11 protein-coding genes are annotated in these 16,162 nt (G+C 56.5%); all 11 read right to left on the reverse strand.

Annotated features, from left to right (window positions below; genetic code table 11):
* Window positions 1–19: 19 nt before the first annotated feature.
* Window positions 20–1,570: a 2-isopropylmalate synthase gene (locus KHA84_RS01535; protein ID WP_213421566.1), complete on the reverse strand. Its 1,551-nt coding sequence runs from the start codon at window positions 1,568–1,570 to the stop codon at window positions 20–22.
* A complete protein-coding gene (ilvC, locus tag KHA84_RS01540) occupies window positions 1,557–2,594 on the reverse strand; it encodes a ketol-acid reductoisomerase (protein ID WP_213421568.1) in 1,038 nt (345 codons plus the stop codon). The genes KHA84_RS01535 and ilvC overlap by 14 nt, the downstream gene beginning before the upstream one ends.
* Before the next feature lie 89 nt (window positions 2,595–2,683).
* The gene (ilvN, locus tag KHA84_RS01545) at window positions 2,684–3,199 is read right to left on the reverse strand and encodes an acetolactate synthase small subunit (RefSeq protein WP_213421575.1); all 516 of its coding nucleotides are present in this window, start codon (window positions 3,197–3,199) and stop codon (window positions 2,684–2,686) included.
* Window positions 3,196–4,935: a biosynthetic-type acetolactate synthase large subunit gene (gene ilvB, locus KHA84_RS01550; RefSeq protein WP_213421576.1), complete on the reverse strand. Its 1,740-nt coding sequence runs from the start codon at window positions 4,933–4,935 to the stop codon at window positions 3,196–3,198. Before ilvB ends, ilvN begins: the two co-directional genes overlap by 4 nt.
* 356 nt (window positions 4,936–5,291) lie before the next feature.
* A complete protein-coding gene (ilvD, locus tag KHA84_RS01555; protein WP_213421578.1) occupies window positions 5,292–6,959 on the reverse strand; it encodes a dihydroxy-acid dehydratase in 1,668 nt (555 codons plus the stop codon).
* A gap of 616 nt (window positions 6,960–7,575) precedes the next feature.
* Complete coding sequence (gene tuf / locus KHA84_RS01560) at window positions 7,576–8,763, reverse strand: elongation factor Tu (RefSeq protein ID WP_213421579.1); 1,188 nt, start codon at window positions 8,761–8,763, stop codon at window positions 7,576–7,578.
* 115 nt (window positions 8,764–8,878) lie between these two features.
* Window positions 8,879–10,957 carry an elongation factor G gene (gene fusA, locus KHA84_RS01565; protein ID WP_213421581.1) on the reverse strand — a complete coding sequence of 693 codons (2,079 nt, stop codon included), beginning with the start codon at window positions 10,955–10,957 and terminating at the stop codon, window positions 8,879–8,881.
* A gap of 51 nt (window positions 10,958–11,008) precedes the next feature.
* Window positions 11,009–11,479, reverse strand: coding sequence for a 30S ribosomal protein S7 (gene rpsG, locus KHA84_RS01570; RefSeq protein ID WP_092093194.1), 471 nt, complete (start codon window positions 11,477–11,479; stop codon window positions 11,009–11,011).
* A gap of 44 nt (window positions 11,480–11,523) precedes the next feature.
* A complete protein-coding gene (rpsL, locus tag KHA84_RS01575) occupies window positions 11,524–11,943 on the reverse strand; it encodes a 30S ribosomal protein S12 (RefSeq protein WP_213421583.1) in 420 nt (139 codons plus the stop codon).
* 97 nt (window positions 11,944–12,040) lie between these two features.
* A complete protein-coding gene (locus tag KHA84_RS01580; RefSeq protein ID WP_213421585.1) occupies window positions 12,041–12,286 on the reverse strand; it encodes a ribosomal L7Ae/L30e/S12e/Gadd45 family protein in 246 nt (81 codons plus the stop codon).
* Between the two features lie 234 nt (window positions 12,287–12,520).
* Window positions 12,521–16,123, reverse strand: coding sequence for a DNA-directed RNA polymerase subunit beta' (gene rpoC / locus KHA84_RS01585; protein WP_213421586.1), 3,603 nt, complete (start codon window positions 16,121–16,123; stop codon window positions 12,521–12,523).
* Window positions 16,124–16,162 lie beyond the last annotated feature (39 nt).

Consider the following 16,162-nt stretch of genomic DNA (forward strand, 5'->3'; position numbering starts at 1 on the left):
GGGATCAGCTTGATTCGGATTATGTGACAGGCACGGTTTCTGCCGGCGCCTGCTGTGCGTTTTTGACAAGTTTCCGGTTGATGGCATTCAGATAAGCATTGGCCGTTGCTTCAAGCACATCCTGTGCGGCGTCGCGCCCAGTGATTTCATCTTCGCCGATCAGGACTTTGACGACCGCCTCTCCGAGCGCGTCACGGCCTTTGCCGACGGATGACACACGGTAGTCGAGGATGTGGACTTTCTCGCTCACGATGCGCTCGAGGGCGTTGAAGATCGACTCGACGGAACCTGTTCCGGTCGCCGCCTCGGTGACGGTCTCGCCGTCAGGCCGGACGACGGTGATGGTCGACGTCGGGATGTTGGCCGTGCCGCTGGACAGCTGGACGCCGGCCAGTTCGTAGATCGGCGCGTCCGCTTCCTGGATCTGCTGATCGGTCAGGATGACGAGCAAATCCGCTTCGGTGATCACCTTTTTGCGGTCCGCCAGTTTCTTGAACTCGGCGAACGCTTCGTTCAGCCGCTCCGGCTCGAGGGTGAAGCCCATCTCTTCGGCGCGGGCCTTGAACGCGTGGCGGCCGGAGTGCTTGCCGAGGACCAGTTCGGTATGGGCATCGCCGATAAGTTCCGGTGTGATGATTTCGTAAGTGTTCGGGTTTTTCAGCATTCCGTCCTGATGGATGCCGGACTCGTGGGCAAAGGCATTCTTGCCTGTCACCGCCTTGTTCGGCTGTATCGCGACGCCCGTCAGCTGGCTGACAAGCTGGCTCGTGCGCTTGATCTCCTTCAGGTTGATGCCGGTCTCGACGTTGTAGTGGTCCTTCCGGATATGGAGGGCGACCGCCACTTCCTCGAGCCCGACGTTGCCGGCGCGTTCGCCGATCGCGTTGATCGTGCCTTCCACCTGGTCAGCGCCATTTTCGATGGCTGCGAGAGTGTTTGCCGTCGCCATGCCAAGGTCGTCATGGCAGTGCGCGGACAGCTTGACGCGGTCGATGTTCGGCACGGTCTCCTTCAGGAACTTGAAGATGGAGCCGTAGTCCTGCGGTGTCGCATAGCCGACGGTGTCAGGGATGTTGACGGTCGTGGCGCCGGCTTTGACGACTTCCGTCACGATGCGGGCGAGGAAGTCAGGCTCCGTGCGGGAACCGTCTTCCGCCGACCACTGGACAAGCGGGAAGAATTTCTTCGCGTACTTGATCGCTTCGACCGATGCCTCGATCACTTCATCCGGCGTCTTTTTCAGCTTGTAGGCCATGTGGATCGGAGACGTTGCCAGGAAGATATGGATATGGGGCTGCTCCGCAACGCGGAGCGCTTCCCACGCGGCATCGATATCCTTTTGGTTGCAGCGGGCGAGGCCCGTCACGATCGAGTTCTTGACCGTGCCCGCGATTTTGCGGACAGCTTCCTGGTCGCCGGGGGAGGCTGCCGGGAAACCGGCCTCCATGACCGTCACGCCGAGGCGTTCCAGCTGGCGCGCGATCTCGAGCTTCTCGGCGGTGTTCAGGTTGATTCCCGCCGACTGCTCCCCGTCCCTCAGGGTCGTGTCGAAAATATCAATTTTGCGCACTGGCGACCACTTCCTTCTTGATTTTCTTCCCTTCGTTGACAAATGGCATCATAGCGCGGAGTTCACGGCCGACCGACTCGATCTGGTGCTCGGACTCACGGCGGTTGATGGCGTTGTATTCAGGACGGCCAAGCTGGTTCTCAAGCAGCCAGCCTTTTGCGAACTTGCCGTTCTGGATATCTTCAAGCACTTCCTTCATGCGGGCTTTTGTTTCATCAGTGATGACACGCGGTCCGGAGACGAAGTCGCCCCACTGTGCCGTGTCGGAGATGGAGTAACGCATGTTTTCGATGCCGCCCTCGTACATGAGGTCGACGATCAGTTTCAGTTCGTGCAGAACCTCGAAGTAAGCGACTTCCGGCTGGTAGCCTGCTTCGACCAGTGTTTCGAATCCGGCCTTCACAAGTGCCGTTGTACCGCCGCAGAGCACAGCCTGTTCGCCGAAGAGATCTGTTTCGGTCTCCTCCTGGAATGTCGTTTCCAGAACCCCTGCACGCGCGGCGCCGATTCCTTTTGCGTAAGCAAGAGCGAGATCTTTCGCCTGGCCGGTTGCGTCCTGGTGGATTGCGATCAGCGCAGGAACGCCTGCGCCGCTTTCATAGGTACGGCGGACAAGGTGGCCGGGGCCTTTCGGTGCGACCATGAATACGTCAACATCAGCCGGAGGGACGATCTGTCCGAAGTGGATGTTGAACCCATGTGCGAAGACGAGCGCCTTGCCTGCAGTGAGGGACGGCTTGATCTCTTCGTTGTAGACCTGAGTCTGGCGTTCATCCGGGAGGAGAACCATGATGACATCCGCAGCCTCGGAAGCTTCAGCAACGGTTGCGACCTGGAGGCCGTCTTCCTGTGCCTGTGTGAACGACTTGCCCGGGCGCACGCCGACGATGACGTCGAAACCGGATTCTTTCAGGTTCTGAGCATGCGCATGGCCCTGGGAACCGTAGCCGATTACCGCGATTTTACGTCCTTGGAGAACTGCCTCGTTAACATCCTGGTTATAGTACATTTTTGCCATTTTCATTTTCCTCCCTGTGGGTTCTGTTTTTTGGTTGGTCCGGACTTGGAAGCGGGCCGGACTGCCGCGGGAATCTTTCAGATTGTGCTTGAGCCTTATTGAAGAATCAGGTCGGGTACAGTGTCCGCTCGCTGCGTCTCGCGGGTAAAGGCGGTGACACCGGTGCGCGAGATTTCTTTAATGCCGTAAGGGCGGACCAGGTCGATGAATGCCTCGATCTTTTCGGGGTCGCCTGTCACCTGATAGGTCGTGACGTTTTTGCTCATATCGATGACCTGTGCACGGAACGGCTCGACGATGCTTCGGACTTCCTGTCGGAGCTGTGGCGGAGTGACGACTTTGACGAGTGCCAGCTCCCGCATGACCATCGCCTTGTCCGAGATGTCGTTCACCTTGATGACATCGATTTGCTTGGACAGCTGCTTGACGAGCTGCTCGACCTTTGAGGAATCCTCCACATGGACGACGAAGGTGATCTTCGACATGCCCGGCGTCTCGGTATGTCCGACAGTAATGCTCTCGATGTTGAATTGCCGCTTCATGAGGAGTCCCGTCACCCGGTTCAGGACGCCGCTCTGGTTGAGGACTGTTGTCGTTATGACCCGTTTCACCGTTTCATCACTCCGATCATTTCACTGAGACTCTTGCCCGGAGCGACCATCGGGTAGACGTTTTCCGTCGCAAGCACCCTACAGTCGACGAGTGCCGGGCCGTCCGACTCGATCGCTTCCCGGATCACCCGTTCCGCCTCGGCAAGTGTCTCGACTTTATACCCCTTGATTTCATACGCTTCCGCAAGCTTCACGAAGTCCGGCTGCACCGGCACGAGCGATGAGGAGTAGCGTTCCCCGTGGAAAGTTTCCTGCCACTGGCGCACCATGCCGAGCGCGGCGTTGTTCATAATGATGACCTTTACCGGGAGCTTGAACTCCTGAAGGATCGACAGCTCCTGAAGTGTCATCTGGAAGCCGGCATCACCGACGACCGCGACGACTTTCTCATGCGGGAAGGCGAGCTGGGCGCCGATTGCCGCCGGGAATCCGAAGCCCATCGTTCCGAGGCCACCGGATGTCACCCAGTGATGCGGGTTGTTCGGCTCATAGTACTGGGCGGCGAACATCTGGTGCTGCCCGACATCGGTCGTGACGATCGCATCGCCTCCCGTGTACTTGTGGATGAGCCGCACCGCATCCTGCGGCATGATCTGGCCGTCGGCTGCACGCTCGTAGCCGAACGGCCGGGTTTCACGGTATTCGTCCAGATGGGCGAGCCATGCTTCCGTGTCCGGTGCTTCAAAGTCCTTTTTATTCAGCTCGGCGAGCGCGGCCTTGGCGTCCGCCACAATCGGAATCTCTGTCGGAACGTTCTTGCCGATCTCTGCCGGGTCGATGTCGATATGGATGACTTTCGCATTCGGTGCAAAGCCATCGAGGTTGCCGGTGAGCCGGTCGTCGAAGCGGGCGCCGATGTTAAGGAGCACATCACACTCCTGAATGGCCATGTTCGCCGCATACGATCCGTGCATGCCCGCCATGCCGAGCCCGAGTTCATGCCCGCCCGGAACGGTGCCGATGCCGAGCAGGGTGGTTGTCACCGGGACCCGGTACCGCTCGATAAAGCTTCTGAGCTCAGCCGTGCCTTCGGCGGCGAGGATTCCCGCCCCCGCCAGGATCAGCGGGCGTTCCGCCTCCGAAAGAACCTGAGCGGCTTTCTGGATCTGCAGGAAGTTCGGCCTGACCGTCGGCTGGTAACCCGGCAGATGGACGCCCTCGGGATGAGGGATATCCGCAGCCAGTTCTGCCACCGACACATCCTTTGGGATGTCGACGACAACAGGGCCCTTCCGGCCGGTGGAAGCGATATGGAAGGCTTCCTTGATGATCCGCGGGATATCTTTTGCATCTTTCACCTGGTAATTGTGCTTGGTGATCGGTTGAGTGATGCCGATGACATCCGCTTCCTGGAAGGCATCGGTGCCGATCACCTGCTGGGCAACCTGCCCGGTCAGGACGACGAGCGGGAGCGAGTCCAGCATGGCATCCGCGATGCCGGTCACAAGGTTGGTCGCCCCCGGCCCGGAAGTGGCGATGACCACGCCGGTCCTTCCTGTCGTGCGCGCATACCCTTCGGCTGCGTGGATGGCACCCTGCTCATGACGGGCCAGGATGTGCCGGATCGGATTCTTGTACAGTGCATCGTAGATCGGGAGCACCGCCCCGCCCGGGTAGCCGAAAATAATGTCCACGCCCTCGTTTTTCAAAGACCGGACCAGCAGGTCGGCTCCGTTTCCGGCCGTTGCCGGTGTGACGGCTTGTTTTGTATCCCTTACCTTGACGCTCGCTTCCATCTGCGCCTTCCTCCTTCACATTTGAGTTTTGTATATAAAAAAACAAAAGACCCCTCCACTCCCTGCACGGAACACAGTCGTCTTCCGTTGCAAGGGATGAAAGAGCCTTTCATGGTACCACCCTTGTTCGCGGCATTGCCGCCTCGGCAGCCGGGCAATAAGCCCGGCCGGTTGGTAACGGGGCGGCGCGATGCCAGCCCCGGGAACACCTTGGGAATGATCCGTTCAGTGTTCCGCTCGGAGGTGATGTCGGATAGGCTGCACTGCCGGGTTCCAGCGGTTCCGGCTCTCTGGGAGTGCATGGTGTCCTTTTCCTTTTTCCTCTTCTGCGCTTTGGTTCGATTTATAAATCACTGTCAGATTTTCATGACGCCGCCGGTATTGGCGGATGTGACGAGTTTTGAGTATCGGGCGAGATAGCCCGTCTTGATTTTCGGTTCAAACGGCTTCACGTTCTTTCGCCGCTTTTCCAGTACGTCTTCCGGAACTTTGAGTTCAATCCGGCGGTTGACGAGGTCGATTTCGATGATGTCGCCGTTCTCCACCAGTCCGATCGGACCGCCTTCTGCCGCTTCCGGCGAAATGTGGCCGACCGCGATGCCCCTGGATGCGCCCGAGAACCGTCCGTCCGTGATCAGCGCGACTTTCGTGCCGAGTCCCCGTCCGACAATTGCTGATGTCGGCGCGAGCATTTCCGGCATGCCCGGCCCGCCTTTCGGACCCTCGTACCGGATGACGACCACATGCCCTTCCCGGACCGTGCCGTCATCGATACCCTGGAGGGCGTCTTCCTGAGATTCAAAGACGATCGCGTCGCCTTCAAACACTTTGATGGAAGGATCCACCGCACCAACCTTGATGACGCCGCCATCCGGTGCCACATTCCCGTACAAGACGGATAGGCCGCCCACCGGACTATACGGGTTTTCTTTTGGCCGGATGACCTGCTCATTCAAGATCTTGCTGTCTTTCACGGTTTCATAAAGTGTCTTGCCGGTGACCGTCATCCGATCCGGGTGAATGGCACCCGGAATGTCACACAGTTCACGGATGATCGCACTGACGCCGCCGGCAAGGTGAACATCATGCATCGAGTAGTCCGATGCGGGCATGAGCTTGGACAGATACGGGACGCGCTCGGCGATCTCATTGACCTTTTTCAGGTCGTACTCGATGCCTGCCTCGTGTGCGATGGCGAGGGTGTGAAGGACGGTGTTTGTCGATCCGCCCATCGCCATGTCCAGGGCAAATGCGTCATCGATGGTTTCTTCCGTAACGAGATCGCGCGGCTTCACATCTTCTTCGACCATGCGGATCAGCTGCTTGGCTGCTTCGTAAATCAGCTCTTTGCGCTGATCCGATGTGGCGACGATCGTGCCGTTCTCAGGAAGCGTGACGCCCATCATCTCCATGAGGGTGTTCATCGAGTTGGCGGTGAACATTCCCGAACAGGATCCGCATGTCGGACAGGCACTCTGTTCGATCTCAAGCAGTTGTGTCTGCGTCATGTTGCCCTGTTTGTAGGCACCCACGCCTTCGAACACGGAAGTAAGGGAAAGCTGTTTGCCGCTCGAATCCACTCCGGCTTCCATCGGCCCTCCCGATACGAAGATTGATGGAACGTTGGTCCGGACAGCCGCCATGAGCATTCCCGGTGTGATTTTGTCACAGTTCGGAATGTAGAACACGCCGTCAAACCAGTGCGCATTGATGACTGTCTCCGCGGAGTCAGCGATGATCTCTCGGCTCGGGAGCGAGTAGCGCATCCCGATGTGCCCCATTGCAATACCGTCATCGACGCCAATCGTATTAAATTCGAACGGGACGCCGCCTGCTTCGCGGATTGCGTCTTTGACGACTTCCGCAAATTTGTTGAGGTGCATATGCCCCGGAATAATGTCGACATAGGAGTTGCATACGCCGATAAACGGCTTGCCCATATCCTTCGCTTTCACACCTGTTGCGTACAACAGGCTCCGGTGCGGTGCCCGGTCGATCCCCTTTTTAATCATGTCGCTTCGCATAAGATGATCTCTCCTCTGGATGGAGGCGGAGCGGCTTCTGGCCATGCTCTTGTGCCGTCTCTCAAAATGAATTGAACACATCATAACGCGGTTAAAATATTGAGTCAAGTCGCTTTTTTCAAGTTTTTGTGCAATTTAGAATTAAATCCGGCTTGTAATCGTTTGCAAATGTTGATATATCGCATTCTGCGAATTCAAAAAGTTTTTTAGGAAATTTTTTTGAGGCAGCTGAATTGCAGGAGCCGTCGAGGGGCGTCGCTGTTCTTTTCTATAAAATGGGGGGAGTTCGGGGATCGGCATGCAGGCAAGAAACGATTCCGAGAATTTGCTCTTCCGGTTCAGGTCTCTTCAGTTAGCGGACAGCTCACCACTCGGCTGCACGTTAAAGAAGTGGCTTCAGCGATTTCCGGAGAGGACAAGTGGTACCTTCCGCGTATCGGACAAGACAGGAAGAACTGGTTTACGCATAGCATTGGAGCATGCCATACAAATTCCCGGCATAAAAAAAGACCCCCGCCCACGTCTGGGCGGAGATCACTGTCCACGTCTGGACAGAGGAAGCGGAACGGCTGATCAGGCCGGTCCGTTTCCGGTATTCGGTTTACATCATCTCAGATTACTTCTGGATAGAAGCTACGACGCCGGCACCAACTGTGCGGCCGCCTTCACGGATCGAGAACTTTGTACCTTCTTCGATCGCGATTGGCGAGATGAGTTCTACTGTCATTTCAACGTTGTCGCCAGGCATAACCATTTCAACGCCTTCTGGAAGCGTGATGATGCCGGTTACGTCAGTTGTACGGAAGTAGAACTGCGGGCGGTAGTTGGAGAAGAATGGCGTGTGACGGCCACCTTCTTCTTTGGACAGAACGTAAACTTCAGATTTGAAGTTAGTGTGTGGAGTGATCGAGCCTGGCTTTGCAAGAACTTGGCCACGCTGGATGTCTTCACGTGCAACACCACGGAGAAGCGCACCGATGTTGTCGCCTGCTTCTGCATAGTCGAGAAGCTTACGGAACATTTCAACGCCTGTAACTGTAGTCGATTTTGCTTCTTCAGCAAGACCGATGATATCAACAGTGTCGCCGACTTTAACCTGGCCACGTTCTACACGGCCGGTTGCAACCGTACCACGGCCTGTGATCGAGAAGACGTCCTCTACAGGCATCATGAATGGCTTTTCAGTGTCGCGCTCTGGAGTTGGGATGTAGCTGTCAACTGCGTCCATGAGCTCAACGATTTTCTCTTCCCACTCAGCTTCGCCTTCGAGGGCTTTCAGAGCGGAACCTTTGATGACAGGAACGTCATCGCCAGGGAAGTCGTACTCGGAAAGGAGGTCACGGACTTCCATTTCAACGAGTTCGAGGAGTTCTTCGTCGTCTACCATGTCGCACTTGTTAAGGAATACGACGAGGTAAGGAACACCAACCTGACGGGACAGGAGGATGTGCTCACGAGTTTGTGGCATTGGGCCGTCAGCTGCGGATACAACGAGGATTCCGCCGTCCATTTGAGCTGCACCAGTGATCATGTTCTTGACATAGTCAGCGTGACCTGGGCAGTCAACGTGAGCGTAGTGGCGCTTTTCTGTTTCATATTCGATGTGGGAAGTGTTGATTGTGATCCCGCGCTCTTTTTCTTCAGGAGCGTTGTCAACGTCAGCGTACGAACGCGCTTCACCGCCGCCTTTTTTCGCAAGAACTGTCGCGATTGCAGCAGTCAGAGTTGTTTTACCATGGTCAACGTGACCGATTGTACCGATGTTCGCATGCGTTTTGGAGCGGTCGAATTTTTCTTTAGCCATTAGGAAAATCCTCCTTAAATGTAAGAGATGATTGGTATGGTCCGCAGGGAAGTCATACTTCCCCACCTTCCATAACTTATACGTTAGTTATACTTGAAACAAAGGGGAATTTCAATTATTCGCCTTTATTTTTTTTGACGATTTCTTCCCGGATGGACTTAGGAACTTCCTCGTAGTGATCGAACACCATCGAGAAGGTACCGCGGCCCTGCGTGTTCGAGCGGAGCGATGTCGCATAGCCGAACATTTCGGAAAGAGGAACCATTGCACGGACAACCTGAGCGTTGCCGCGCGCTTCCATGCCTTCAACACGTCCGCGGCGGGAAGTGATGTCGCCCATGATGTCACCCATGTACTCTTCAGGGATGACGACTTCTACTTTCATCATCGGCTCAAGAAGTACAGCGTTGACTTTGGCTGCAGCGTTTTTGACTGCCATGGAAGCGGCAATCTTAAACGCCATTTCGCTGGAGTCGACATCGTGGTAGGAACCGTCGAACAGCTTGGCTTTGACGTCGATAACAGGGAAGCCTGCAACGACACCGTTTTCGAGTGCGTCTCTGACGCCCGCTTCAACAGCAGGGACGTATTCACGCGGTACGACACCACCGACGATGCCGTTCTCGAATTCGAAGCCTGCGCCTTCTTCGTTCGGCGAGAACTCGATCCATACGTGACCGAACTGGCCGCGGCCGCCGGACTGGCGCACGAATTTACCTTCGACATTTGCTGTCTGGCGGAACGTCTCACGGTAGGATACCTGAGGCGCACCGACATTCGCTTCAACCTTGAACTCGCGCTTGAGGCGGTCAACGATGATGTCGAGGTGGAGTTCACCCATACCCGCGATGATGACTTCGCCAGTTTCCTGGTCAGTATGCGCACGGAATGTAGGGTCTTCTTCCTGGAGCTTGCCGAGGGCAATACCCATCTTGTCCTGGTCGCCTTTCGTCTTCGGCTCGATTGCAACCGAGATGACCGGCTCAGGGAATTCCATCGATTCAAGGATGACGAGTGCTTTCTCGTCGCAGAGCGTGTCACCTGTGCCTGTGTCTTTCAGGCCGACGGCAGCGGCGATTTCACCTGCGTGCACTTCGGAGATCTCCTCACGGGAGTTCGCGTGCATCTGCAGGATCCGGCCGACGCGCTCACGCTTGCCTTTTGTCGAGTTCTGAACGTAAGAACCGGACTGGAGGATACCGGAGTAAACACGGAAGAATGTCAGCTTACCGACGAACGGGTCAGTCATGACCTTGAACGCAAGTGCCGAGAACGGCTCGCTGTCGTCAGCGTGGCGCTCCAATGCTTCTCCTGTGTCCGGATCGATGCCGTCGATTGCCGGGATATCGAGCGGAGACGGCAGGTAGTCGACAACTGCGTCGAGGACGAGCTGGACACCTTTGTTCTTGAAAGCTGTACCGCAGACAACCGGGTAGAATTCTACCGCAAGTGTCGCCTTACGGATGGCCGTTTTGACCTCTTCGACAGAAAGTTCTTCGCCGCCCAGGTATTTCTCCATGAGCTCTTCGTCAAACTCCGCGAGTGCTTCGATGAGCTTTTCACGGTATTCATCTGCCTGGTCCTGATACTCTGCAGGGATATCTGTAACTTCGATATCTGTGCCGAGGTCATTGCCGTAGAGAGTCGCCTTCATTTCAACGAGGTCGATGATGCCGCTGAACTGATCTTCGGCGCCGATTGGCAGCTGGATCGGGTGAGCATTGGCATTGAGACGGTCGTGCAGCGTCTTGACTGCGTAGAGGAAATCTGCGCCAGTCTTGTCCATCTTGTTGACGAATACGAGACGCGGTACGCCGTAAGTCGTTGCCTGGCGCCATACCGTCTCTGTCTGTGGCTCAACGCCGGACTGGGCGTCAAGGACCGTTACCGCACCATCAAGTACGCGGAGGGAACGCTCAACTTCAACAGTGAAGTCGACGTGTCCCGGAGTGTCGATGATGTTGACGCGGTGGCCTTTCCATGCAGCAGTCGTCGCAGCGGACGTGATTGTGATCCCGCGCTCCTGTTCCTGCTCCATCCAGTCCATCTGGGAAGCCCCTTCGTGCGTTTCGCCGAGCTTGTGAATTTTACCTGTGTAGTAGAGGATACGCTCTGTCGTTGTCGTCTTACCGGCATCGATGTGAGCCATGATCCCGATGTTACGAGTGTTCTCCAAGGAGAATTCTCTAGCCATAATGTGTTTCTCCTCCTGTTATGTCGGAATAGAGTGTACTTCGGCTTGAACTTACCAGCGGTAGTGGGCGAATGCTTTGTTCGCTTCCGCCATTTTGTGAAGATCTTCACGCTTCTTCACGGATGCGCCCGTGTTGTTGGAAGCGTCAAGGATTTCGTTTGCCAGGCGCTCTTCCATCGTCTTCTCACCGCGCAGGCGGGAGTAGTTGACGAGGTAACGGAGGCCGAGTGTTACACGGCGGTCCGGGCGGACTTCAACCGGTACCTGGTAGTTCGCGCCACCGACACGGCGGGCACGCACTTCAAGGACTGGCATGATGTTTTCGAGGGCTGCTTCGAACACTTCCAGAGGATCCTTGCCGGAACGCTCACGGACGATTTCGAATGCGCCGTAGAGGGCTTTCTGGGCAGTACCCTTCTTGCCGTCTACCATGATTTTGTTTACAAGACGTGTCACGAGCTTCGAGTTATAAAGCGGGTCAGGCAACACGTCACGTTTTGCTACTGGACCTTTACGAGGCATGTGTGTTCCTCCTTTCAAACTTTACGACACCTTTGGAAAGGTGATTATTTTTTCTCTTTTGGCTTCTTCGCGCCGTATTGGGAACGGCTCTGCATACGGCCTTGAACGCCGGCTGTATCGAGGGCGCCGCGCACGATGTGGTAGCGGACACCCGGAAGGTCTTTAACACGGCCGCCGCGGATCAGGACAACGCTGTGCTCTTGCAGGTTGTGGCCTTCGCCAGGGATATACGCGTTGACTTCGATCGTGTTCGTCAGGCGGACACGAGCGTATTTACGAAGCGCGGAGTTCGGCTTCTTAGGCGTCATTGTGCCGACACGTGTGCAGACACCGCGCTTTTGAGGCGAGTTCACATCTGTAAGAGATTTCTTGAAGCTGTTGTAACCTTTCCCGAGTGCCGGAGACTTCGACTTGGTCGCTTTCGACTTACGCGATTTGCGGACCAGTTGGTTAATTGTTGGCATCGATAGGGTCCTCCCTTCAGTTCTTTTTAATACCACACATCCAGGTGGTTCATTTTAGGGGTAAAAACAAAGTCTTTGCGCAGCATGACGCAAAAACCTACTCAGTAATGGCGATGACCGATGCGCCGACATCGATTCCGTATGCCCGGCCGAGGTCTTTCCTCGTACCTTCATAGCGTACCGGAATCCCGTTCTCTTCCGCAAGGGACAGAACGTCGCCGATCAGCCGCCCGTCAGCATCCGAAGCGAGAATTACTTCCCGCACCCGGCCTTTCCGGAGCGCCTTTACTGCCTGCTTTATACCGATGATCGTCTGTTTCTGATTCGCTTGTCCATGAGACATGCCATTTCCTCCAAGGAACCAAAAGTCAACTCTCAACCTTGAACATATTATCATCCCTGAAACGGTATGTCAATAAAAAACATATTGTTTTTTTGGAAGTCCACAGTACCGGGCGAACATGGCGTGTTTTATTCAATTCAACCGACGGGATCAAGTTCCCGCTTAAGATACCGCGATTCCTCTTCCTATACAAAAAAACCGGGAAGCGTAGGCTTCCCGGAGGTATAGCGTAAATTATTCGGTAGCTGCGGTTTCTTTTTCTTCTTCCATGCCTTCGTAAGTCATCTCGATCTGGCGGTAGCGCTGCATGCCGGTGCCGGCAGGAACGAGCTTCCCGATGATGACGTTCTCCTTGAGTCCGAGGAGTTCGTCCATCTTGCCTTTGATGGCGGCGTCGGTGAGGACGCGTGTCGTTTCCTGGAACGAGGCGGCCGAGAGGAAGGATTCCGTCTCGAGGGATGCCTTTGTGATCCCGAGGATGACCGGGCGGCTTGTCGCAGGCAGGCGGCCGTCCCGGATGGCATCGGAGTTTGCTTCCGTGAACTGGTGGATGTCGAGCAGTGTACCCGGCAGGAGGTCGGTTTCGCCGGCTTCGATGACGCGGACTTTGCGCATCATCTGGCGGACCATGACCTCGACGTGCTTGTCACTGATCTCAACACCCTGCATCCGGTAGACTTTCTGGACTTCCTTCAGCAGGTATTCCTGTACCGTCTTGACGTCCTTGACGACGATGAGCTGCTTCGGATCGATGGACCCTTCGGTCAGCGCATCACCGCGCTTGACGGTGTCGTTCAGGCCGAATCGGAGGCGTGCGTTATACGGCGGCGTATACTTGCGCGTCTCGACTTCGCCGGTGACGGTGATCTCCTTCTGGCCTTCGCGGATCTCTTCGATCTCGGTGATCACACCGTTGATCTCGGAAATGACTGCCTGGCCTTTCGGGTTCCGCGCCTCGAAGATTTCCTGGATACGCGGGAGACCCTGGGTGATGTCGTCTCCGGCGACACCGCCTGTGTGGAACGTACGCATCGTCAGCTGTGTGCCCGGCTCCCCGATCGACTGGGCCGCGATGATGCCGACTGCTTCGCCGACTTCGACCGCTTCGCCTGTCGCCAGGTTCATGCCGTAGCACTTCTTGCAGATGCCGTGTTTCGTGTTGCACGTGAACGCGGAACGGATCGTGACCGTCTCGATGCCCGCATCCATGATCGCACGCACGATATCTTCGGTGATGAGGCCGTCGCGTTCGACGAACACTTGGCCCGTTTCCGGATGGACAACCGATTTCTTCGCGTGTCGGCCGATGATCCGCTCATCGAGTGTTTCGATGATTTCGGTTCCTTCCGTGAGGGCGCTCACTTCAAGGCCGCGATCGGTTCCGCAGTCATCTTCGCGGACAATGACGTCCTGTGCGACATCGACGAGTCGGCGTGTCAGGTAACCCGAGTCGGCCGTCTTCAGTGCCGTATCGGCAAGACCCTTACGCGCACCGTGCGTCGAAATAAAGTACTCGAGGACGGTGAGGCCTTCACGGAACGACGACTTGATCGGGAGCTCGATGATCCGGCCGGCCGGGTTGGCCATGAGGCCCCGCATCCCGGCAAGCTGCGTGAAGTTCGACGCGTTACCCCGTGCACCGGAGTCGGACATCATGAAGATCGGGTTCGTGTTCTCGAGAGACTCCATCAGCAGAGACTGGATAGTGTCCTTGGCCTGGGACCAATACGAGATGACACGGTCGTAGCGTTCTTCTTCGGTGATGAGACCGCGGCGGAACTGCTTTGTGACCTTGTCGACCTTGCCTTGTGCTTCCTGGAGGATTTCCCCCTTGTTCGGAAGGACGACGATGTCCGAAATGCCGATCGTGATGCCGGCCCGCGTCGAGTATTTAAATCCGAGGTCCTTCATGCGGTCGAGCATCTTGGACGTTTCCGTGATATGGAACCGTTTGAAGATCTCGGCGATGATGTTCCCTAGGATTTTCTTTTTGAACGGCTGGACAAGCTCTGCTTCCTGGATCTTCGCCTTGACGTCATCTGTCGGAGAGATAAAGTACTTTTCTGGCGTTTCGACCTGCAGGTTGTGGTCTGTCGGCTCGTTGATGTACGGGAACGACTCCGGAAGGATCTCATTGAAGATGACCTTGCCGACTGTCGTCATGAGCAGCTGCCGGTTCTGCTCTTCCGTGAATGTCGGGTTGTTCAGCGATGACGCATGGATGGCGATCCGGCTGTGCAAGTGCACGTAGCCGTTCTGGTAGGCAACCATCACTTCGTCTGAATTGCTGAAGACCATTCCTTCGCCCATCGCGCCTTTGCGCTCGAGCGTCAGATAGTAGTTTCCGAGGACCATGTCCTGGGAAGGCGTGACGACCGGCTTCCCGTCTTTCGGGTTCAGGATGTTCTGTGCCGCAAGCATGAGAAGGCGGGCTTCTGCCTGTGCTTCCGCGGAAAGCGGTACGTGGACCGCCATCTGGTCACCGTCGAAGTCGGCGTTGTATGCCGTACAGACGAGCGGGTGAAGGCGGATGGCCCGGCCTTCGACAAGTGTCGGCTCGAATGCCTGGATTCCCAGGCGGTGAAGCGTCGGTGCGCGGTTCAGGAGGACCGGGTGTTCCTTGATGACTTCCTCAAGAACATCCCAGACGTCTGAGTGAAGGCGCTCGATCTTGCGTTTCGCGCTCTTGATGTTGTGCGCGAGACCGCGTTCGACGAGTTCCTTCATGACAAATGGTTTGAACAGCTCGATCGCCATTTCGCGCGGCAGGCCGCACTGGTACATCTTCAGGTTCGGCCCGACGACGATAACCGAACGGCCGGAGTAGTCGACGCGCTTCCCGAGAAGGTTCTGGCGGAATCGGCCCTGCTTACCCTTCAGCATGTGCGAGAGGGATTTTAGCGGGCGGTTGCCCGGACCGGTAACCGGACGGCCGCGGCGGCCGTTGTCGATGAGGGCATCGACGGCTTCCTGCAGCATCCGTTTTTCGTTCTGAACGATGATTCCCGGTGCGCCCAGATCAAGCAAGCGCTTGAGGCGGTTGTTCCGGTTGATCACCCGGCGGTAAAGGTCGTTCAGGTCGGACGTCGCGAAACGGCCTCCGTCCAGCTGGACCATCGGGCGGAGTTCCGGCGGGATGACCGGAAGCACTTCAAGGATCATCCATTCCGGGCGGTTGCCCGAGTGGCGGAACGACTCGACAACTTCCAGGCGCTTGATCGCACGCGTGCGCCGCTGCCCCTGTGCCGTCTTGAGCTCTTCTTTCAGCGCGTCGGCCTCTTTATCAAGGTCGATCTGCTTAAGGAGCCTTTCAATCGCTTCCGCACCCATGAGCGCGGAGAACTTGTTGCCGTACTTTTCGCGGTACGCGCGGTATTCGCGCTCGGACAGGAGCTGTTTGCGCTCAAGGCCGGTATCCGCCGGTTCGGTCACAACGTAAGAAGCGAAGTAGATGACTTCCTCGAGCGAGCGAGGGGACATGTCGAGAAGAAGGCCCATGCGGCTCGGGATGCCTTTGAAGTACCAGATGTGGGATACCGGAGCCGCAAGCTCGATATGGCCCATGCGTTCGCGGCGGACTTTCGCGCGCGTCACTTCGACGCCGCAGCGGTCGCAGACGACGCCCTTATAGCGGACGCGCTTGTACTTCCCGCAGTGGCACTCCCAATCTTTTGTCGGTCCGAAGATCCGTTCGCAGAACAGGCCGTCTTTCTCCGGCTTCAGCGTCCGGTAGTTGATCGTTTCCGGCTTTTTGACTTCGCCGTAGGACCACGACCGGATTTTGTCCGGGGATGCGAGGCCGATTTTCATATACTCGAAATTATTTACATCTATCAAGGAGCCAACCTCCCTTTAGTCTCAATCTGAACAGGCTCA

The organism is Bhargavaea massiliensis, from assembly GCF_018390575.1.
Classification (GTDB): Bacteria; Bacillota; Bacilli; order Bacillales_A; family Planococcaceae; genus Bhargavaea; species Bhargavaea massiliensis.